Source organism: Rhizobium sp. M10 (assembly GCF_002531955.1).
Lineage (GTDB): Bacteria > Pseudomonadota > Alphaproteobacteria > Rhizobiales > Rhizobiaceae > Rhizobium > Rhizobium etli_C.
The window spans coordinates 126,237-145,057 of sequence record NZ_NWTA01000019.1; the positions used below are offsets into that span (position 1 = coordinate 126,237).

General features: G+C 61.2%; 22 protein-coding genes and 1 tRNA gene. 17 read left to right on the forward strand and 6 right to left on the reverse strand.

Annotation, left to right across the window (positions count from 1 at the left end):
- Positions 1-29: 29 nt before the first annotated feature.
- The 6 genes from CO671_RS24855 (at position 30) to pncB (ending at position 6,791) form a co-directional block, all read left to right on the forward strand.
- The gene (locus CO671_RS24855) at positions 30-1,118 is read left to right on the forward strand and encodes a microcin C ABC transporter permease YejB (RefSeq protein WP_097608120.1); all 1,089 of its coding nucleotides are present in this window, start codon (positions 30-32) and stop codon (positions 1,116-1,118) included.
- Positions 1,118-2,266, forward strand: coding sequence for an ABC transporter permease (locus tag CO671_RS24860; RefSeq protein WP_097608121.1), 1,149 nt, complete (start codon positions 1,118-1,120; stop codon positions 2,264-2,266). The genes CO671_RS24855 and CO671_RS24860 overlap by 1 nt, the downstream gene beginning before the upstream one ends.
- A complete protein-coding gene (locus CO671_RS24865) occupies positions 2,263-3,900 on the forward strand; it encodes an ABC transporter ATP-binding protein (RefSeq protein WP_097608122.1) in 1,638 nt (545 codons plus the stop codon). The genes CO671_RS24860 and CO671_RS24865 overlap by 4 nt, the downstream gene beginning before the upstream one ends.
- Before the next feature lie 8 nt (positions 3,901-3,908).
- Positions 3,909-4,868 (forward strand): glyoxylate/hydroxypyruvate reductase A, encoded by a 960-nt coding sequence (locus tag CO671_RS24870; RefSeq protein ID WP_097608123.1) that lies wholly within the window; start codon positions 3,909-3,911, stop codon positions 4,866-4,868.
- Positions 4,869-4,955: 87 nt separating this feature from the next.
- The gene (locus CO671_RS24875) at positions 4,956-5,318 is read left to right on the forward strand and encodes a hypothetical protein (protein ID WP_097608124.1); all 363 of its coding nucleotides are present in this window, start codon (positions 4,956-4,958) and stop codon (positions 5,316-5,318) included.
- Between the two features lie 168 nt (positions 5,319-5,486).
- On the forward strand, positions 5,487-6,791 hold the full coding sequence (gene pncB / locus CO671_RS24880) for a nicotinate phosphoribosyltransferase (protein ID WP_004673542.1): 1,305 nt from the start codon (positions 5,487-5,489) through the stop codon (positions 6,789-6,791).
- On the opposite strand, the gene CO671_RS24885 is transcribed toward pncB, so the two are convergent.
- Positions 6,788-7,054: a CrpP-related protein gene (locus CO671_RS24885; protein WP_097608125.1), complete on the reverse strand. Its 267-nt coding sequence runs from the start codon at positions 7,052-7,054 to the stop codon at positions 6,788-6,790. The two genes, pncB and CO671_RS24885, sit on opposite strands and share 4 nt — an antisense overlap.
- Before the next feature lie 325 nt (positions 7,055-7,379).
- Positions 7,380-7,589, reverse strand: coding sequence for a KTSC domain-containing protein (locus CO671_RS24890; protein ID WP_009994618.1), 210 nt, complete (start codon positions 7,587-7,589; stop codon positions 7,380-7,382).
- A 212-nt stretch (positions 7,590-7,801) separates the two neighbouring features.
- Between CO671_RS24890 and CO671_RS24895 the strand changes: the two genes are divergently transcribed.
- Positions 7,802-8,053 (forward strand): type II toxin-antitoxin system ParD family antitoxin, encoded by a 252-nt coding sequence (locus tag CO671_RS24895; protein WP_010026828.1) that lies wholly within the window; start codon positions 7,802-7,804, stop codon positions 8,051-8,053.
- Positions 8,054-8,055: 2 nt separating this feature from the next.
- Positions 8,056-8,346 carry a type II toxin-antitoxin system RelE/ParE family toxin gene (locus CO671_RS24900; RefSeq protein ID WP_097608126.1) on the forward strand — a complete coding sequence of 97 codons (291 nt, stop codon included), beginning with the start codon at positions 8,056-8,058 and terminating at the stop codon, positions 8,344-8,346.
- Between the two features lie 31 nt (positions 8,347-8,377).
- Here the strand turns inward: CO671_RS24900 and CO671_RS24905 are convergent.
- Positions 8,378-8,467 (reverse strand) — tRNA-Ser (locus CO671_RS24905).
- A gap of 226 nt (positions 8,468-8,693) precedes the next feature.
- Here CO671_RS24905 and CO671_RS24910 point away from each other — a divergent pair.
- Complete coding sequence (locus CO671_RS24910) at positions 8,694-9,011, forward strand: hypothetical protein (protein ID WP_038686170.1); 318 nt, start codon at positions 8,694-8,696, stop codon at positions 9,009-9,011.
- Here CO671_RS24910 and CO671_RS33850 read toward each other — a convergent pair.
- Complete coding sequence (locus tag CO671_RS33850) at positions 9,001-9,165, reverse strand: hypothetical protein (protein WP_170965047.1); 165 nt, start codon at positions 9,163-9,165, stop codon at positions 9,001-9,003. The genes CO671_RS24910 and CO671_RS33850 overlap by 11 nt on opposite strands.
- Before the next feature lie 158 nt (positions 9,166-9,323).
- Here CO671_RS33850 and CO671_RS24915 point away from each other — a divergent pair, with 158 nt between their 5' ends.
- The 8 genes from CO671_RS24915 (at position 9,324) to deoA (ending at position 17,397) form a co-directional block, all read left to right on the forward strand.
- Complete coding sequence (locus tag CO671_RS24915) at positions 9,324-10,316, forward strand: BMP family ABC transporter substrate-binding protein (RefSeq protein WP_064693372.1); 993 nt, start codon at positions 9,324-9,326, stop codon at positions 10,314-10,316.
- A gap of 88 nt (positions 10,317-10,404) precedes the next feature.
- Positions 10,405-11,916, forward strand: a complete 1,512-nt coding sequence (locus tag CO671_RS24920) for an ABC transporter ATP-binding protein (RefSeq protein WP_097608127.1) — start codon at positions 10,405-10,407, stop codon at positions 11,914-11,916.
- 7 nt (positions 11,917-11,923) lie between these two features.
- Positions 11,924-13,027, forward strand: a complete 1,104-nt coding sequence (locus CO671_RS24925; RefSeq protein WP_097608128.1) for an ABC transporter permease — start codon at positions 11,924-11,926, stop codon at positions 13,025-13,027.
- Between the two features lie 10 nt (positions 13,028-13,037).
- Positions 13,038-14,009 (forward strand): ABC transporter permease, encoded by a 972-nt coding sequence (locus tag CO671_RS24930; protein WP_097608129.1) that lies wholly within the window; start codon positions 13,038-13,040, stop codon positions 14,007-14,009.
- A gap of 2 nt (positions 14,010-14,011) precedes the next feature.
- Positions 14,012-14,401, forward strand: a complete 390-nt coding sequence (locus tag CO671_RS24935; RefSeq protein ID WP_004673557.1) for a cytidine deaminase — start codon at positions 14,012-14,014, stop codon at positions 14,399-14,401.
- Complete coding sequence (locus tag CO671_RS24940; protein ID WP_097608130.1) at positions 14,398-15,198, forward strand: purine-nucleoside phosphorylase; 801 nt, start codon at positions 14,398-14,400, stop codon at positions 15,196-15,198. The genes CO671_RS24935 and CO671_RS24940 overlap by 4 nt, the downstream gene beginning before the upstream one ends.
- A gap of 113 nt (positions 15,199-15,311) precedes the next feature.
- Positions 15,312-16,088: a deoxyribose-phosphate aldolase gene (gene deoC / locus CO671_RS24945; protein ID WP_097581330.1), complete on the forward strand. Its 777-nt coding sequence runs from the start codon at positions 15,312-15,314 to the stop codon at positions 16,086-16,088.
- A gap of 1 nt (position 16,089) precedes the next feature.
- Positions 16,090-17,397 (forward strand): thymidine phosphorylase, encoded by a 1,308-nt coding sequence (deoA, locus tag CO671_RS24950; protein WP_097608131.1) that lies wholly within the window; start codon positions 16,090-16,092, stop codon positions 17,395-17,397.
- Between the two features lie 6 nt (positions 17,398-17,403).
- Here the strand turns inward: deoA and CO671_RS24955 are convergent, their stop codons facing one another.
- Entirely contained in the window at positions 17,404-17,973 is a 570-nt protein-coding gene (locus tag CO671_RS24955) for a TIGR02281 family clan AA aspartic protease (protein ID WP_097608132.1), read from the reverse strand.
- Between the two features lie 127 nt (positions 17,974-18,100).
- Complete coding sequence (gene upp / locus CO671_RS24960; RefSeq protein WP_097608133.1) at positions 18,101-18,730, reverse strand: uracil phosphoribosyltransferase; 630 nt, start codon at positions 18,728-18,730, stop codon at positions 18,101-18,103.
- Positions 18,731-18,821: the final 91 nt, after the last annotated feature.

Genomic DNA, 18,821 nt, shown 5'->3' on the forward strand with positions numbered 1-18,821 from the left:
AGAAGAAGATTTCCGGAGGCTGAAGGCTGATGGGCGCCTATGTCATTCGCCGCCTGCTTTTGATGATTCCGACCATTATCGGCATCATGGCGATCTCTTTCATCGTCGTGCAATTCGCCCCCGGCGGTCCGGTCGAGCAGGTGATCGCGCAATTGACCGGCCAGGCCGATGGCGCCGACCAGCGCCTGTCGGGAGGCAGCGACCTGATGGGCGATGGAGGAGGGGACGAAGGCTCCAGATATCGCGGCGCCCAGGGGCTCGATCCGGAACTGATCGCCAAGCTCGAAAAACAGTTCGGTTTCGACAAGCCGCCGCTGATGCGCTTTGGCGAAATGATGTGGAATTACATCCGCTTCGATTTCGGCGAGAGCTTCTTCCGCAACACCTCAGTGCTCGACCTCATCAAGGAGAAGCTGCCAGTGTCGATCTCGCTCGGCATCTGGATCCTGATCTTCTCCTACGCCATCTCCATCCCGCTCGGCATTCGCAAGGCGGTCAAGGACGGGTCGACCTTCGATGTCTGGACGTCGGGCGTCATCGTCGTCGGTTACGCCGTGCCGAGCTTTCTCTTCGGCATCCTGCTGATCGTGCTTTTCGCCGGCGGCTCGTTTTACGACTGGTTCCCGCTGCGGGGACTCGTCTCCGACAATTTCGACCAGCTCGCCTGGTGGCAGAAGCCGCTCGATTATTTCTGGCACCTCACTTTGCCGCTGATCTCGCTTTCGCTTGCCGCTTTCGCCACAACGACGCTGCTCACCAAAAATTCCTTCATCGAGGAGATCAAGAAGCAATATGTCGTCACCGCCCGTGCCAAGGGCCTGAACGAGCGGCAGGTGCTTTACGGCCATGTGTTCCGCAATGCCATGCTGATCATCATCGCCGGTTTTCCAGGCGCCTTCATCTCCGCCTTCTTCACCGGCTCGCTGCTGATCGAGAATATCTTCTCGCTCGATGGTCTCGGCCGCCTCGGCTATCTCTCGGTGGTCAACCGGGATTATCCGATCGTCTTCGCGACACTCTACATCTTCTCGCTGCTCGGCCTTTTCGTCAGCCTGATCTCCGACCTGATCTACACCTGGATCGATCCGCGCATCGATTTCGAGCGGAGGGATGTCTGATGGACGCTGCCGCAAATCCCGTCACTGCAACCCCGGTCAAGCCGCCGCGCAAGGGCCTGCTGTCGCCGACCAATATCCGCCGCTGGAAGAATTTCCGGGCGAACGGCCGCGGTTACTGGTCGCTGTGGCTGTTCCTGCTGCTCTTCGTGCTCAGTCTCTTCGCCGAGTTCCTCGCCAACGACCGGCCGATCGTCGCCTCCTACAAGGGTGAGATCCTGTTTCCGGTGCTGATCGACTATCCCGAGGAGAAGTTCGGCGGCTTCCTTGCCGAAACTGATTACCGTTCCTCGGTGATCGCAGACGAGATCAACGCCAATGGCTGGATGATCTGGCCGCCGGTGCGTTATTCCTACCGCTCGGTCAACTCCAACATCCCGCATTCGGCGCCGACCGCTCCTTTCTGGCTGATGACCAAGGAGGAGCGCTGCTCCGGCTATCCTGAAGGGGTGAACGATCCCGCCTGCACGCTCGGCAATCTCAACTGGCTCGGCACCGACGATCAGGCCCGAGACGTGCTCGCCCGCGTCATCTACGGCTTCCGCATATCGGTGCTCTTCGGCCTGGCGCTGACCATCTGCTCGGCAATCATCGGCGTGACGGCCGGCGCGGTTCAGGGTTATTTCGGCGGCTGGACCGATCTTTTGCTGCAGCGCTTGATCGAGATCTGGTCGTCAATGCCGGTGCTTTACATCCTGCTGATCATCGCCGCCATCCTGCCGCCCGGCTTCTTCGTGCTGCTCGGCATCATGCTGCTCTTTTCCTGGGTCGGCTTCGTCGGCGTCGTGCGCGCCGAATTCCTGCGCGCCCGCAATTTCGAATATGTGCGCGCCGCCCGCGCCCTTGGCGTCAACAACCGCACCATCATGTGGCGCCATCTGCTGCCGAACGCCATGGTCGCGACGCTGACCTTCCTGCCCTTCATCCTCTCCGGCTCGATCACGACGCTGACCTCGCTCGATTTCCTGGGCTTCGGCATGCCGCCGGGCTCCCCCTCGCTCGGCGAGATGATCGCCCAGGGCAAGACCAACCTGCAGGCGCCATGGCTCGGGCTGACGGCCTTCTTCGCCATGTCGATCATGCTGTCCCTGCTGATCTTCATCGGCGAAGCCGTGCGCGACGCCTTCGACCCGAGGAAGACGTTTCAATGAATGACATGACAGAACCGCTCCTTTCCGTCCGCGATCTCTCGGTTGCCTTTCATCAGGGCGGCGAAACCTCGCTTGCCGTCGATCGCATCTCCTTCGATATCGCCAAGGGCGAGGTCGTGGCACTGGTCGGCGAATCCGGTTCCGGCAAGTCGGTCTCGGCCAATTCGATCCTGAAGCTTTTGCCCTATCCCTCCGCGAGCCATCCCTCCGGCGAAATCCTGTTCAAGGGCAAGGACCTCTTGAAGGCGTCGGAGCGGGCGTTGCGGGAGGTGCGCGGCAACGACATCACCATGATCTTCCAGGAGCCGATGACCTCGCTCAATCCGCTTCATACGATCGAGAAGCAGATCGCCGAAATCCTCGCCCTGCACCAGGGCATCACCGGCCAGCCGGCGCGCCAGCGCGTGCTGGAACTGTTGAACCAGGTCGGCATCCGCGAGCCGGAGAAGCGGTTGAAGGCCTATCCGCACGAACTATCCGGCGGCCAGCGCCAGCGCGTCATGATCGCCATGGCGCTCGCCAACCGGCCGGAATTGCTGATCGCCGACGAGCCGACCACGGCGCTCGACGTCACCGTGCAGGCGCAGATCCTCGAACTGCTGCGGCAATTGAAGGCGGCGCACGGCATGTCGCTGCTGTTCATCACCCATGATCTCGGCATCGTGCGCAAATTCGCCGATCGCGTCTGCGTGATGACCAAGGGGAGGATCGTCGAAACCGGAACCGTGGAGGAGGTCTTCGCCAATCCGAAGCACGATTATACCCGGCACCTCCTTGCCTCCGAGCCGCGCGGCGAACCGCCCCTTGCCGATCCGTCGAAGCCGGTGGTGATGGAAGGTTCCGACATTCGCGTCTGGTTCCCGATCAAGGCGGGGCTGATGCGCCGTGTCGTCGACCACGTCAAGGCAGTCGACGGCATCGATCTTTCGCTGCGCGCCGGGCAGACGCTCGGCGTCGTCGGCGAGTCCGGTTCCGGCAAGACGACACTCGGCCTGGCGCTGACGCGGCTGATCTCCTCGCAAGGACGGATCGCATTCGTCGGCAAGGATATAGCCGGCTATTCGTTCAGCGAGATGCGGCCGCTGCGCAACCAGCTGCAGATCGTCTTCCAGGATCCTTATGGCTCGCTGAGCCCGCGCATGTCGGTCGGCGATATCATTGCCGAAGGGCTGAAGGTGCATGAACAATCATTGAGCGCCGAAGAGCGCGACCAGCGCGTCTGCTGGGCGCTGGAGGAGGTCGGTCTCGACCCTCTGACCCGGTGGCGTTACCCGCATGAATTTTCCGGAGGCCAGCGCCAGCGCATCGCCATTGCCCGCGCCATGGTGCTCAAACCGCGCTTCGTCATGCTCGACGAGCCGACCTCGGCCCTCGATATGAGCGTCCAGGCCCAAGTGGTCGATCTCCTGCGCGACCTGCAGAAAAAGCACGACCTCGCCTATCTCTTCATCAGCCATGATCTGAAGGTGGTGAAGGCGCTTGCCAACGACGTCATCGTCATGCGTTTCGGCAAGGTGGTGGAGCAGGGGCCCTCCTCGGAAATCTTCCTTGCTCCGAAGGACGATTACACGAAGGCGCTGATGGCCGCCGCCTTCAACATCGAGGCGGTGCCGACGCCCGCCGTGCAGCAGTAAAGAACATCATGTCCGCACCTTCTCCTGTTCTCGTCGACATCAAGTTCAATCCCGAAGGCGTCGCCCGTGTGCTGAAAACGGCTTTTGCCGACCGCGGCAGCATCAATCTCGCCGATCCGGCCGATCGGACGCGGGATCTCCGCGCGGCCGAATACGCGCTTGTCTGGAAGCCGGATGCCGATCTTTTCAACCGGGCGCCGAACCTCAAGGTCATCTTCTCGGGCGGCGCCGGCGTCGACCATATCATCGGCATGGACGGCCTGCCTGAGATACCAATCGTTCGTTTCGTCGATCGCAGCCTGACCACCCGCATGAGCGAATGGGTGGTGATGCAATGCCTGATGCATCTGCGCGGGCAATACGCCCATGATATCAGCCAGCGGCGGGGCGAATGGGCCAAGTTGATCGCGCCCGAAGCAGCGGAGGTGACGGTCGGCGTCATGGGCCTCGGCGTGCTTGGGCAGGACGCGGTCGCCAAGCTGAAAGTGATGGGTTTCAACGTCATCGGTTGGTCGCGTACCCGCAAAGAGATCGACGGCGTCGAAACCTTCGACGCGCGCGAATTGGATGGGTTCCTGGCCAAGACCGACATTCTCGTCGGCCTCTTGCCACTGACACCTGATACCACGGGCTTCTATGATAGCGGGCTATTTAAAAAGCTCCGCCGCGACGGCGCGCTTGGGCGGCCGGTGTTCATCAATGCCGGCCGCGGCCGCAGCCAGGTCGAGGCCGACATCGTCTCGGCCATCCGGGACGGCATCCTCGGCGGCGCTTCGCTTGATGTTTTCGAGGTGGAGCCCTTAGCGTCAGACAACCCGCTATGGGATTTGGAGAACGTCTTCATCACCCCGCATGACGCGGCGGTCTCCGAAGAGAACGCGCTGTTCCGCCATGTCGAGACGCAGATCGCCCGTTTCGAGCGCGGTGAGCCGCTGCAATTCGTGGTCGACCGCGCCGCCGGCTATTGAGCGTCCGGAACCTTCGAGACGACTGACCGTTTTCTCTGCGACAGTTTCTTGCGGCCGGATCGGCCGCTAAGACAGCGGAAGGAGACGATGATGGCGCATCAGACGGAAACACGCTGGGAAAAATCCGACGGCAAGCTTCACAAGGAAGAGCTGATCCCGCCGGTCAAGGCAAAGCAGGGGCGCATGGGATACCGAATCCTGACGGTGCTGCTCGTCGCGCTGATCCTCGCTTTCGTCGTTTGGATCCCGGTCGAGATCTGGGGCAATCGCGAGGCGAACGAGGTGGCGCCGCAGCAGCCCGGTCAGCAGCTCCAGCAACAGCAATCGGACGCAGCACCTGCCCCGACGCCGCAGAACGGCAATGCCGTGCCGACGGAGACCCCGGCAACAGCGCCGGCCCCGAATGCTGCACCTGCGGCACCGGCCCAGCCAGCGGCGCCGGCCCAATAGAGCAATTCCAGATGATCTCCCCATCCCGCCGCCATGCCGAGGCGGGATGTTTATGTTTTGTCTGGACTTTTCCTGCCGATTTTTCGATAAGAAGACGCACGAGCCGGTTTCGTGCGCCGGCCCGCAAACTTGGCAGCACCTGACCGGATTGGACAGGGGCAGGAATTCATGGCCAAGACCGATATTGCAAGACGCGTCTACAATCACGCTTGGAAGCTCGACCCGATCATCCGCAGCCTGATCGATACCGACTTCTACAAACTGCTGATGCTGCAGATGATCTGGAAGCTCTATCCAGACGTCAATGCCTCCTTCACGCTGATCAACCGGACCAAACGCGTCCACCTCGCCGAGGAGATCGACGAAGGTGAACTGCGTGAACAGCTGGATCACGCCCGTACGCTGAGGCTCTCCAAGAAGGAGATGATCTGGCTTGCGGGTAACAGCTTCTACGGCCGCGCGCAGATTTTCGAGCCGGAGTTCCTCGCCTGGCTTTCCAACTTCCAGCTTCCCGAATACGAGCTGTCGAAGAAGGACGGTCAATATGTGCTCGATTTTCATGGGGCCTGGAAGGAAACCACGATGTGGGAGATCCCGGCGCTCGCGATCGTCAACGAGCTGCGGTCGCGCTCGGCGATGAAGGCTCTCGGCCCTTTCACCCTTGACGTGCTCTATGCCCGCGCCAAGGCGAAGATGTGGTCGAAGGTCGAGCGGCTGAGGGAACTGCCGGGCTTGCGCATCTCCGATTTCGGTACCCGCCGCCGCCACAGTTTTCTCTGGCAGCGCTGGTGCGTCGAGGCGCTGAAGGAAGGCATCGGCCCGGCCTTTACCGGCACCAGCAATGTATTGCTGGCTATGGATTCCGATCTCGAAGCGGTGGGCACCAATGCCCATGAGCTGCCGATGGTGGCGGCTGCCCTGGCGCAGACCGACGAGCAGCTGCGCAACGCGCCCTACAAGATCCTGCGCGACTGGAACAAGCTCTATGGCGGCAACCTTCTGATCGTCCTGCCGGATGCCTTTGGCACTGCGGCCTTCCTGCGCGACGCGCCGGAATGGGTGGCCGACTGGACCGGCTTCCGCCCGGACAGCGCGCCGCCGATCGAAGGCGGTGAGAAGATCATCGACTGGTGGAAGAAGATGGGCCGCGATCCGCGCCAGAAGCTGCTGATCTTCTCCGACGGCCTCGATGTCGACGCCATCATCGATACCTACCGGCATTTCGAAGGTCGGGTGCGGATGAGCTTCGGCTGGGGCACGAACCTGACCAATGATTTTGCCGGCTGCGCCCCGACCGAAATCTCGGGCCTCAACCCGATCTCGGTCGTCTGCAAAGTCAGCGATGCCAATGGCCGTCCGGCGGTGAAGCTCTCAGACAATCCGCAGAAGGCGACCGGCGAACCGGCAGAGGTCGAACGTTACCTGAAATTCTTCGGCACCGAGGACAGGGTCGATCAGACCGTCCTGGTTTAGGCTTGCCACGCCGCACGGCCATCCCCGGATACGGCGCGGCCGTTCCGGGGCACGGCGTGGCCGTCCCGGGGCATATCGATGTGCCCGGCCATCGCGTCCTCGATTGACCAGCCGAAGCGCCAGGCGTCGAACATTGAAAACCATTCCTGAAGGTCGGTGATCGGCAGCACATCCGGTTTCGACATCGGATTGTCGGCCAGACTGCGGCCGAGCGAACGGTCGCGTGCGCCGCGTTCCTGCATCTCAAGCAGATCCTCGAACATCGTCACCCCCTCTTTAGATGGGTTTATGCAATCATGCTAATGAAGCCTTGTCGAGTCCGGATGCGACGATTCCGGTTTTTCACAGGATTAGCCCTAATTTGCTATCTCGACGCTGATTGACGGGGAGGCCCGGCTTCCTGGCTGGGGTCCGCCGCCGAGCCTCCCGGCTGGCCGATCTTCAAGTCGGCAGCGCCGACAACTTGTCGCCTTCCGGCCGGGGCGATCCAACCAAGATGAGATCAATGGTGAACGGTCGGCTAATATCCACCGGATCTGTGCCGATTCCATACGACCGGTCAGGTCGGCTGCGGCATGCCTCGACGGTTCAGGCCGCCAGCCTGCGAAACCGGGTTCTGATCCGGTCGAGGTAATAATGGCCGGGAGACGGCGCCGCCGTCATCGCATGGGCTTCCGAAGAGGGAACGCCCTCGAACAGCCGCTCCTCGCCATTCCTAAAGCAAATCCTGAGCCGCCCGTCTTCCTGGCTGAAATAGACGGATTTGATGATCTTCGACTTCACCGAAAGTTCTTCCACCTGTTTTACCTCTGTTTTTAGTTTTGCAGACGGTAAACCCAAACGTGCAAAGACGCGGTGAAGCAGCGTGGTAAAAATTCAGGAATCTTTCTGATCAACCCTGGCGTTTACTTCGATGGGGATCGGGCCTTCGTTTCCGCAGGTTATGGGAGATCAGGCGATGTTGACAAACTTTGCCAAACAACTCAATTTTGATGAAACGGAGAGCTTCGATGGCGACCATGAACGTATCGCTGCCCGATCCCATGAAAGATTGGGTGGAAGCGCAAACCAAAACAGGCCGTTATGCCAATGCGAGCGATTATGTCCGCGACCTCATCAGGAAAGATCAGGAGCGAAACGACAAGATCGCAGCTATGCAGCGCTTTGTCGATGAAGGCTTGAAGGGCGGCGTCGGGTCGCGGTCGAAGGACGAGCTGTTTGAGGCGGCGCGGGCGCGAGTGGAAAGCTCTCGCGGCAATTGATGATGGGCTTTCGCCTTACGGAAGAAGCGGAAGAGGACATTGTCGGCATAGCCGAAACGGGCATTCGCCTGTTTGGCTCAGCGCACGCTCGGCGCTACCATGATGAACTCTACGCCATTTTTGATCTGATTGCTGCCAATCCCCGTATGGCGCGCGAACGGCATGAAATTTCTCCTCCGATGCGCATTCATCCGTTCAAGGCCCATCTCGTCGTTTATACAATTGCGGAGGGCGATAATGTTCTCATTGTCCGTATTCGCCACGGACACGAAGATTGGTCCAGTCAGGTTTAAAATTCAATCTGTTGGATGAAAATGCGAAAAATGGCGGACAGGGAGGGATTCGAACCCTCGGTACGCTTTCACGTACACACGCGTTCCAGGCGTGCGCCTTAAACCACTCGGCCACCTGTCCTTTGGCGTTCGCACCAGGAGAGGAGCAAATCGTCGGAACGGCGCGATATATACCGATGAATTTTTGTCGATCAACCCAAATCTAACAGTTTTTTGACTTCTTCCGATAAAACTCGCTTGCGCCCGTCCATTGTGCTTCACCCCATCGATGACTATGTAATTCTCAAGGTGGAGAATGGCGCGGGTCCGCCGGAATTGTCCGGCATATCGAAGCGTCGGAGGAGTTGATGCGTTTCCTGTTGCGTCTGGCCAGTCTTGTCGCGCTTGCGGCGGCCGTTATTGCCGGGACCATCGATTCGATCCAGTCGGTTGCGGCATCCGCCGTTGTCATGACGCCGATGTCGGAGGCCTGGCAGGATGTGAGCCCGGACACGCTGACGTCGCTGCAATCTGCGCTTTCCTACTATATCCATCCCCGCTTCTATGCCTTCATCTTCCAGTGGCTGATGCTCCAGCCGGCCTTTGCCGTCTTTCTGGTGATCGCGCTGCTTCTCTGGATGATCGGCTACAAGAAGCCGCCGATCGCCGGTCGCTTCACCGCATAGCTGTTTGAGCCGGTGCGATCCGGCAAAAGACCGGGTGCATTTGCCCTTCCCCGGTTTCAGCAACGGCCAGCGGATCGGCTAAAAAATCCGCATCCCGGTCGGCGAGATGTCCAAAAATCCGCCCGGCAGAACTGATTTTCAGCAATTGCTGCAAATCTTTACCGCCTGAAAAATTTCTGGTGAATTTTTCCGTGAGCCATGCAAGGATGCGCGCAGCCAGGCCTCCGGGGGGAGGTCGGTGGTTCCGCAGACATGTCCGCAAAGGGCTTGCGGGAGGACCCCAAACAAATAGCAACAACAGGGCTGCAACTCATGAAAAAATCCCTTCTCACTCTTCTTGCCGTGGCTGCCATGTCGACGACGGCGCTTGCCGCCGATGTCAAGCCGGCGCTGGTTTACGGCACTGGCGGGAAGTTCGATAAGTCTTTCAACGAAGCGGCCTATAACGGCGCCGAGAAGTTCAAGGCCGAGACCGGCATTGCCTATCGCGACTTCGAGCCGACCGGCGACACCCAGGGCGAACAGGCCATCCGCAACTTCGCAAGCCGCGGCTTCAACCCCGTGGTCGCCGTGTCCTTCGCCTGGACTTCGGCCATTGAGAAGGTCGCAGCCGAATTCCCCGACACCAAGTTCATCATCGTCGACTCCGTCGTCGACAAGCCGAACGTCCGCTCGGTCGTCTACAAGGAAGAAGAAGGCTCCTATCTCGTCGGTATTCTCGCCGGCATGGCCTCCAAGACCGGCAAGGTCGGCTTCGTCGGCGGCATGGACATTCCGCTGATCCGCAAGTTCGAATGCGGCTATGAGCAGGGCGCTCGCGCCGCCAAGGCCGACATCCAGGTTTTCCAGAACATGACCGGCACCACCGGTGCGGCCTGGAATGACCCGGTTCGCGGCGGCGAGCTCACCAAGAACCAGATCGACCAGGGCGCCGACGTCATTTACGCGGCAGCCGGCGCCACCGGCCTCGGCGTTCTGCAGACCGCCGCCGACAACAAGAAGCTGTCGATCGGCGTCGACTCCAACCAGAACCATCTGCATCCGGGCTCGGTGCTGACCTCGATGGTCAAGCGCGTCGACCTCGCCGTTTACAACGCCTATACCGACACCAAGAACGACAAGTTCACCGGCGGCGTTCAGGCGCTCGGCGTCAAGGAAGATGGCGTTGGCGCCGCGATCGACGACAACAACAAGTCGCTGATCACGCCGGAAATGCAGGCCGCCGTCGACAAGGCCAAGGCCGATATCATTGCCGGAACCGTCAAGGTTCACGATTACACCTCGGACAATTCTTGCCCGAAGTGATCCGCGCCCTGATGTAATCGACGATTGAGATCGGGCGTATGGCGGAGGGGATTTTCGCCATACGCCCTTTTCTTATTTGGAGCCTGCTGTGACAGATAAGCCCGCTATCGAGCTTGTCGGCATCGATAAGAAGTTCGGTGCCGTCCACGCCAACAAGGACATCAACCTCACCGTTGCCAAGGGGACGATCCACGGCATCATCGGCGAGAACGGCGCCGGCAAATCGACGCTGATGTCGATCATTTACGGTTTTTACCACGCCGACAGCGGTGAGATCCGCGTGAACGGCAATCCGATCACCATTCGCGACAGTCAGGCGGCGATCGCCGCCGGCATCGGCATGGTGCACCAGCATTTCATGCTGGTCGACAATTTCACGGTGCTCGAAAATGTCATGCTCGGCGCCGAAGGCGGCTCGCTGCTGGCGAGAGGCGTCGCCTCGGCCCGCACCGAGCTCAAGCGGCTGGAAACGGAATACGGCCTCGAGGTCGATCCGGACGCGTTGATCGAAGAGCTGCCGGTCGGGCTGCAGCAGCGCGTCGAAATTCTCAAAGCGATGTATCGCGGCGCCGAAATCCTGATCCTCGACGAGCCCACGGGCGTGCTGACGCCGGCGGAGGCCGATCACCTCTTCCGCATCCTCAAGGTGCTGCGCGACCAGGGCAAGACGATCATCCTCATCACCCACAAGCTGCGCGAGATCATGGCGATCACCGATACGGTCTCCGTCATGCGCCGCGGCGAGATGGTCGCCACCCGCAAGACGGCGGAAACGACGGTGGAAGAACTCGCCGAGCTGATGGTCGGCCGCCGTGTGCTGCTGCGGGTGCAGAAGGGCGAGGCCAATCCAGGCGCTGCCGTGCTCTCCGTCCGCAACCTCACGGTCAAGGACAATCGCGGCGTCACCATGGTCGACAATGTCTCCTTCGACGTGCGCGCCGGCGAGATCGTCGGCATTGCCGGGGTTGCCGGCAACGGCCAGTCCGAATTGCTCGAAGCGATAGCCGGCATCCGCAAACCCACCTCCGGCGAAATCCTTCTCGACGGCCAGACGATCGACAAGGCCGATCCCGCCCGTCTGCGCGACCTCGGCCTCGCCCATATTCCCGAGGACCGCCACCACATGGGCCTGGTTCTGAAATTCGAGGAATATGAAAATTCCGTGCTCGGCTATCACCGCCGTCCGGGCTACAGCAAAGGTCCGCTGCTCGATCTCGAAGCGATCCGCAGGGATGCGATGGAGAAGATCGAAAAATACGACATCCGCCCGCCGAACCCGCGGCTGAAGACGGCAAACTTTTCCGGCGGCAATCAGCAGAAGATCGTCGTCGCCCGCGAGATCGAACGCGATCCGAAGATGCTGATCATCGGCCAGCCGACGCGCGGCGTCGATATCGGCGCCATCGAATTCATTCACCGCCGCATCATCGAAATGCGCGATGCGGGCAAGGCGATCCTGCTCGTCTCCGTCGAACTCGATGAGATCCGCGCCCTTTCAGACCGTATCCTTGTCATGTTTGCCGGCCATGTGGTCGGCGAGAAGACGCCCGATGCCGGTGAACAGACCCTCGGCCTGATGATGGCCGGCATTGCCGCGTGAGGCCTTTATGAGCACTGCTTCCGTTCCGCTACCAAACTGGATCAACTACGGCCTGATCCCGCTTTTGAACCTCATCGTCGCCTTCCTGATCTCCGGCTTCGTCGTCTGGCTGATCGGCGAAAGCCCGCTTGCCGCACTCTCCCTGCTGATCGAAGGCGCCTTCGGCAGCGGCGAAGGCGTCGGTTTCACGCTGTATTATGCGACGAGCTTCATCTTCACCGGCCTTTCCGTGGCAGTTGCCATTCATGCCGGCCTCTTCAACATCGGCTCCGAAGGCCAGGCCTATATCGGCGGTCTCGGCTGCGCACTGGTAGCGCTGGCGCTCGACAATTATGTGCCCTGGTATGTGACGATGCCGATCGCCATCGTCGGCGCCGGTATCTTCGGTGCGGCCTGGGCCTTCATTCCCGCCTTCCTGCAGGCCAAGCGCGGCAGCCATATCGTCATCACGACGATCATGTTCAATTACATAGCAGCCGCCCTCATGGTCTATCTGCTGGTGCACGTGCTGATCGTGCCGGGCAAGATGGCGCCGGAAACTCGGACTTTCCTCGAAGGTGGGCAGCTTCCGAAGCTCGGCTGGGTCATGAACATCTTCGGCGCCAAGTTGGGTGCCGCACCCTTCAACGTCTCCTTCATCATCGCACTTCTTGCCGCCTGGTTTGTCTGGATCCTCATCTGGCGCACCAAGCTCGGCTTTGAGATGCGCACGCTGGGCGTGAGCTCGACGGCGGCGGACTATGCCGGCATTCCTTATGCCCGCATCGTCATCATCGCCATGCTGCTGTCCGGTGCGCTCGCCGGAATGATGGCGCTCAATCCGGTCATGGGCTCTTCCGCTCGTTTGCAGGTGGAGTTTGTCGGCGGCGCCGGCTTCGTCGGCATCGCCGTGTCGTTGATGGGCCGCAACCATCCGCTCGGGATCATCTTCGCTGCAATTCTTTTCGGCACACTCTATCAGGGTGGTGACTGGATCTCCTTCGAAATGCCGAACATCACCCGTGAAATGATCCTCGTCATCCAGGGTCTGGTCATTCTGTTCGCCGGTGCGCTGGAATATATGTTCCGGCCGGCGATGGTGCGCGTCTATCAGCAATTCCAGCGAGCTTGAGGAGCGGACGATGGATTATTATGACATCTTCATCAACGTCCTAAGCTCGACGGTCCGGCTTTCCATCCCGCTGATCTTTACGGCGCTGGCGGGATTGTTTTCCGAGCGCGCGGGCGTTTTCGATATCGGTCTTGAAGGCAAGATGCTGGGCTCGGCCTTCGCCGCGGCCTGTGTGGCCTATCTCACCGGTTCTGCCTGGCTCGGACTCGGTGCCGGCATCGTCTGCTCGGTGGCGCTCAGCCTGGTGCATGGCTTCGCCTCGATCACCAATCGCGGCAATCAGATCGTCTCCGGTGTGGCGATCAATTTCTTCATCGCCGGCATCACCATCGTGCTCGGCCAGGCCTGGTTCGGCCAGGGCGGGCGCACGCCACAGCTGCCGCCGGATGCGCGCTTCGCGCCGATCATCCTGCCGGGCGCCGATGCCCTCCGTGACGTGCCGATCCTCGGCCCGCTCTATGCCAACGTCATATCGGGCAACAATATCCTCACCTATCTCGCCTTTCTCGCCGTGCCCTTCTCCTGGTGGGTGCTTTACCGCACCCGCTTCGGCTTGCGGATGCGCGCCGTCGGCGAAAACCCGGGTGCAGTCGATACCGCCGGCATCTCGGTCGCCTGGCTGCGCTACCGCGCCGTCATGTGCGCCGGCATCCTCTGCGGCTTTGCCGGCACCTATCTGGCGATCGCCCAGTCCGCCGCCTTCATCAAGGACATGTCGGCCGGCAAGGGCTATATCGCGCTCGCCGCTCTGGTCTTCGCCAAGTGGAAACCGGTGCCCGTCATGTTTGCCTGCCTGCTCTTCGGCTTCCTCGATGCGTTGGCGAATTTCATGCAGGGCAAGCAGGTGCCGGTGCTCGGCGAAGTGCCGGTCCAGGTCTTCCAGGCGCTGCCCTATGTCCTCACCTGCATCCTGCTTGCCGGCTTCATCGGTGTCGCGATCCCGCCAAAGGCCGGCGGCGTGCCCTATACGAAGGAACGTTGATCATGTCCCACGACCTGTTCGAAGCCGCGCGCGGCGCCATGGCCTTTGCCCATGCGCCCTATTCGAAATTTCCCGTCGGCGCGGCAATCCGCGCCGAGGACGGCAAGGTCTATACCGGCGCCAACATCGAAAACCTCTCCTTTCCGCAAGGCTGGTGCGCCGAGCCGACGGCAATCAGCGCCATGATCATGGGCGGGGCCAGGAAGATCGTCGAAATGGCTGTTATCGCCGAGAAGCTGCCGCTCTGCCCGCCCTGCGGCGGCTGCCGCCAGAAGATCTCCGAATTCGCTTCCAAGGACACGAAGATCTATCTCTGCGACGAGGCCGGCGTGCAGAAGACCATGACCATGGAAGAGCTTCTTCCCTTCAGCTTCGAGACGGAACTCGGATGAAGGCGACAGTCGACCTGCTCGCCGCATTGCTCGGCGCCATCAAGCCACGCCATGGCATCGTGCTCGGCTCCGGCCTCGGCTCCCTCGTCGGTCAGCTGGACGGCGCCGTACGTATTCCCTATCGCGACCTGCCGGGCTTTCCCGTCAGCGCCGTCTCCGGCCATGCCGGCGAGGTCGTTGCCGGCCGGCTCGGCGGCGTGCCCGTCGTCATGCTTTCGGGCCGCGTCCATTATTATGAGAAGGGCGATCCCAACGCCATGCGCCTGCCGATCGAGGTCTTGAAGGCGCTCGGCGTCGAGGCGCTGATCCTGACCAATTCAGCAGGATCGCTGCGTGACGACATGCCGCCCGGTTCGGTGATGCAGATCACCGATCATATCAACTATTCCGGCATGAACCCGCTGATCGGCGAGGAAAGCGATCATCGCTTCGTCGGCATGACCAATGCCTATGATGCCGCTCTTACTAGCGCGATGCGGAAGGCTGCGGCAAAGCTCAAGATCGAGCTGGCGCAGGGTGTCTATATGTGGTTCTCCGGCCCGAGCTTCGAAACGCCGGCCGAAATCCGCATGGCGCGCATCCTTGGCGCCGATGCCGTCGGCATGTCGACGGTGCCCGAGGTCATCATCGCAAGAATGCTGGGCCTGAGGGTTGCCGCCGCCTCCGTCATCACCAACTATGGGGCAGGCATGACCGGCAATGAGCTCAGCCATGAAGAAACCAAGGACATGGCGCCTGTCGGTGGCGCCCGTCTCGCCGCCATATTGAAAGACATGATTGCGGCCAGAACAGGATGATTTTAGGCCGGTCGGCCTAAAATCTGAATCCTGTTCTACATTAAATAGTGAGAGCATGATGTCGTCCGAAAACCGCTCACACTTTTCGGCATCATGCTCTAGAGGAAGTGAAGATGAATAGCCATTCCATCCGCGAAACGGCGGCGGTCGCCCTTTCCCTTCTCGATCTCACCAATCTGAAGGACGATTGCACCGAGGCGCAGATCGAAGCGCTCTGCGCCCGCGCGCAGACGCCCTATGGCAACAGCGCTGCGATCTGCATCTGGCCGCGCTTCGTCGCCCAGGCCCGCAATATCCTCGGCACCGGCCATGCCGTGCGGATCGCGACCGTCGTCAATTTCCCGGCGGGCGAGATGGAAGTGGCCGATGTCGCCGCCGAAACCCGCGAGGCGATTGCCGACGGCGCCGACGAGATCGATCTGGTCATCCCCTACCGCAAGTTCATATCAGGCAACGAGAAGGCGGTGACCGACATGGTCAAGGCGGTGCGCGCCGAATGCGTCGGCCCCGTTCTGCTGAAGGTCATTATCGAGACCGGCGAATTGAAGGAGGCGGCATTGATCCGCCGCGCCTCCGAACTTGCCATCGAAGCCGGCGCGGATTTCATCAAGACCTCCACCGGCAAGGTCGCCGTCAACGCGACGCTCGAAGCCGCCGACATCATGATCCGGGCCATTCGCGAAAGCGGACGCAAGGTCGGCTTCAAACCGGCCGGCGGCATCGGCTCGGTGGCCGATGCCGCGCTCTATCTCAGCCTCGCCGAAACCATCATGGCGCCGGATTGGGCGATGCCCTCGACCTTCCGCTTCGGCGCTTCCGGCCTGCTCGACGATATACTGGCGGTTCTAAGCGGAGCGCAGCCGGCATCGGCGGCGGCGTCGGGCTATTGAGATGATCCCGCAGGAGATCATCCGGCGTAAGCGCGACGGCGGCGAACTCGACGCTGCCGATATCCGATCGTTCATCGATGCGCTTGCCGCCGGTCGATTGTCCGAAGGCCAGATCGGCGCCTTTGCCATGGCCGTCTGGTTCAAGGGCATGTCGCGCCAGGAAATCGTGGCCTTGACGCTGGCGATGGCCGATTCCGGCGATCGGCTGCAATGGGCCGATATCGACCGTCCGATTGCCGACAAACATTCGACCGGAGGCGTCGGCGACAACGTGTCGCTGATGCTGGCGCCGATCGCCGCCGCCTGCGGCCTCGCCGTTCCGATGATATCGGGCCGCGGCCTCGGCCATACCGGCGGCACGCTCGATAAGCTCGAATCCATTCCCGGCTATATGATCACCCCGGATGCGGATCTGTTTCACCAGGTGGTCAAACAGGCAGGATGTGCCATCATCGGCCAGACCGGCGCCTTGGCGCCTGCCGACGGCAGGCTCTATGCCGTGCGCGATGTGACCGCCACCGTCGATTCCATTCCCTTGATCACCGCCTCCATCCTCTCCAAAAAACTTGCCGCCGGTCTTCAGACGCTGGTGCTCGATGTCAAGCTCGGCAACGGCGCCTTCATGGCTGAGCGCGAGCAGGCGGAAATTCTGGCACGGTCGCTGGTCGAGGTGGCGAATGGCGCGGGCGTGAAGACGTCGGCACTGATCACCGACATGAACGAGCCGCTCGCCGATAGCGCCGGCAACGCCGTCGAGATGCGCAACTGCCTGGATTTCCTGGCCGGCAGGAAAGGAAATACGCGGCTCGATACTGTCGTTCTTGCCTTCGCCGCCGAGATGCTGGAGAAATCGGGCATTGCCGCTTCGCCTGAGGAAGGCGAGGCAATGGCGCGCCGGGCCCTGTCGTCGGGCAAGGCAGCCGAGGTTTTTGCGCGGATGGTTTCCATGCTCGGCGGCCCGGCCGATCTCATCGAAAACCCGGACAGATACCTGGCTCGAGCCCCGGTTGAAAAGCCTGTCCCGGCTTCCCGGTCCGGCTGGCTTGCCGCCTGCGACGCCCGCGGCATCGGTGTCAGCGTCATCGATCTCGGTGGCGGAAGACGCCATCCCGCGGATCGGATCGATCATCGCGTCGGCTTCTCCGAACTCCTGCCGCTCGGCACCCGCGTGAATGCCGGCGAGCCGATCGCCCTCGTTCACGCCGCCGACGAAGCTGCGGCGGAGAGGGCAGCCGCAGCACTGGCCGCGCACTACCGCATCACCGAGGACGAGCCGGCGCTGAACCCCGTCATTGCGGGTCTTATCTGACGCAGTCTATTGCTTGAGGCTGAGCGAGCCGTCAGCGACGGAATAGGAGGCGAGCTTCTGCAGGAAGCTCATGCCGACCAGCGTCGTCGTCAGCGCGTCATCCCTAAGGACGAAGGCTTCGACATCGCGGACGCGGATGCCGCCGATTTCGATCCGGTCGAGCGTCACATGCGCGGCCTTGGTCTGGCCGTTGGCGGTGTTGACGCCATAGCGGAAATCGAGCTGGTTGGCTGTGAAGCCCAGCCGGCGTGCGAGCGTCTCGTTGAGCGCGACATAGGTAGCGCCCGTATCGATCAGGCCTTGAACCGGCTTGCCGTTGATCTTGAAACTGCCGGTATAGTGACCCTGCGCATCCGCCCGCATGCGGATCACATTGCTGCCGGAGACGGGTGCGGGGGCTGCGGGCTTACCGCTTTCGGTCGAGATGTAATTGGCGGAAAGAGTGTCGGCGGGCTGTTGGCCGGTGCCTGTGAAGAAGGACGGCACCTGTGTGGCGAGCACCGCGGCGATGCTGGCGAATATGATCGTACGCACAAGCATGAAACAGAAATCCTTCCTGTATAAACCCCGCTTCATGCGGGGCCTCATGCTTCCAGACTGCTAAGCCTGAAGTGCTGATAAGTTGCTAATATCGACAGCGAAAAGGCCCGGGGCGAACCGCCGGGCCTTAAAAGTCTTTCCATTTGGTAAAGGAAGGCTGAAATTACTTGGTGCCGTACATGCGGTCGCCGGCATCGCCGAGGCCGGGCACGATATAGCCCTTCTCGTTGAGGTGGCTGTCGATCGCCGCGGTGAAGACGGGAACGTCGGGATGCGCGGCGCGGAAATTGCGGATGCCTTCCGGAGCGGCAAGCAGGCAGAGGAAGCGGATATTGTGGGCGCCGCGTTCCTTCAGCTTGTCGATCGCCGCGATCGAGGAGTTGCCGGTCGCCAGCATCGGGTCGACAACGATGATCAGGCGCTCGGCCACATCTTCCGGCGCTTTGAAATAATATTCGACCGGCTGCAGCGTTTCGTGATCGCGGTAGACGCCGATATGAGAGACGCGGGCGGAAGGCACCAGATCGAGCATGCCTTCAAGCAGCCCGTTGCCGGCGCGCAGGATCGAGGCGAAGACCAGCTTCTTGCCTTCCAGGATCGGCGATTCCATCGTCTGCAGCGGCGTCTCGATCGTTGCCATCGTCAATTCGAGATCGCGGGTGACCTCGTAACAGAGCAGCGTGGAGATTTCGCGCAGCAGCCGCCGGAAACTTCCCGTCGATGTCTCCTTGCGCCGCATGATGGTGAGCTTGTGCTGCACAAGGGGGTGATCGATGACTGTGACGCCGTCCATGGGGAAGCCTTTCATTCTTTCTATCGAATGTTTCTTTCACGGAAATCGGCCCGACCGCAAGAGTGCAGCCGAATTTGCGCCGATCTTCCCC

Coding starts and splice junctions, on each gene's coding strand:
- CO671_RS24855 (WP_097608120.1), top strand. CDS start 30: ATGGGCGCCTATGTCATTCGCCGCCTGCTTTTGATGATTCCGACCATT.
- CO671_RS24860 (WP_097608121.1), top strand. CDS start 1,118: ATGGACGCTGCCGCAAATCCCGTCACTGCAACCCCGGTCAAGCCGCCG.
- CO671_RS24865 (WP_097608122.1), top strand. CDS start 2,263: ATGAATGACATGACAGAACCGCTCCTTTCCGTCCGCGATCTCTCGGTT.
- CO671_RS24870 (WP_097608123.1), top strand. CDS start 3,909: ATGTCCGCACCTTCTCCTGTTCTCGTCGACATCAAGTTCAATCCCGAA.
- CO671_RS24875 (WP_097608124.1), top strand. CDS start 4,956: ATGATGGCGCATCAGACGGAAACACGCTGGGAAAAATCCGACGGCAAG.
- pncB (WP_004673542.1), top strand. CDS start 5,487: ATGGCCAAGACCGATATTGCAAGACGCGTCTACAATCACGCTTGGAAG.
- CO671_RS24885 (WP_097608125.1), bottom strand. CDS start 7,054: ATGTTCGAGGATCTGCTTGAGATGCAGGAACGCGGCGCACGCGACCGT.
- CO671_RS24895 (WP_010026828.1), top strand. CDS start 7,802: ATGGCGACCATGAACGTATCGCTGCCCGATCCCATGAAAGATTGGGTG.
- CO671_RS24900 (WP_097608126.1), top strand. CDS start 8,056: ATGGGCTTTCGCCTTACGGAAGAAGCGGAAGAGGACATTGTCGGCATA.
- CO671_RS24910 (WP_038686170.1), top strand. CDS start 8,694: ATGCGTTTCCTGTTGCGTCTGGCCAGTCTTGTCGCGCTTGCGGCGGCC.
- CO671_RS24915 (WP_064693372.1), top strand. CDS start 9,324: ATGAAAAAATCCCTTCTCACTCTTCTTGCCGTGGCTGCCATGTCGACG.
- CO671_RS24925 (WP_097608128.1), top strand. CDS start 11,924: ATGAGCACTGCTTCCGTTCCGCTACCAAACTGGATCAACTACGGCCTG.
- CO671_RS24930 (WP_097608129.1), top strand. CDS start 13,038: ATGGATTATTATGACATCTTCATCAACGTCCTAAGCTCGACGGTCCGG.
- CO671_RS24935 (WP_004673557.1), top strand. CDS start 14,012: ATGTCCCACGACCTGTTCGAAGCCGCGCGCGGCGCCATGGCCTTTGCC.
- CO671_RS24940 (WP_097608130.1), top strand. CDS start 14,398: ATGAAGGCGACAGTCGACCTGCTCGCCGCATTGCTCGGCGCCATCAAG.
- deoC (WP_097581330.1), top strand. CDS start 15,312: ATGAATAGCCATTCCATCCGCGAAACGGCGGCGGTCGCCCTTTCCCTT.
- deoA (WP_097608131.1), top strand. CDS start 16,090: ATGATCCCGCAGGAGATCATCCGGCGTAAGCGCGACGGCGGCGAACTC.
- CO671_RS24955 (WP_097608132.1), bottom strand. CDS start 17,973: ATGAAGCGGGGTTTATACAGGAAGGATTTCTGTTTCATGCTTGTGCGT.
- upp (WP_097608133.1), bottom strand. CDS start 18,730: ATGGACGGCGTCACAGTCATCGATCACCCCCTTGTGCAGCACAAGCTC.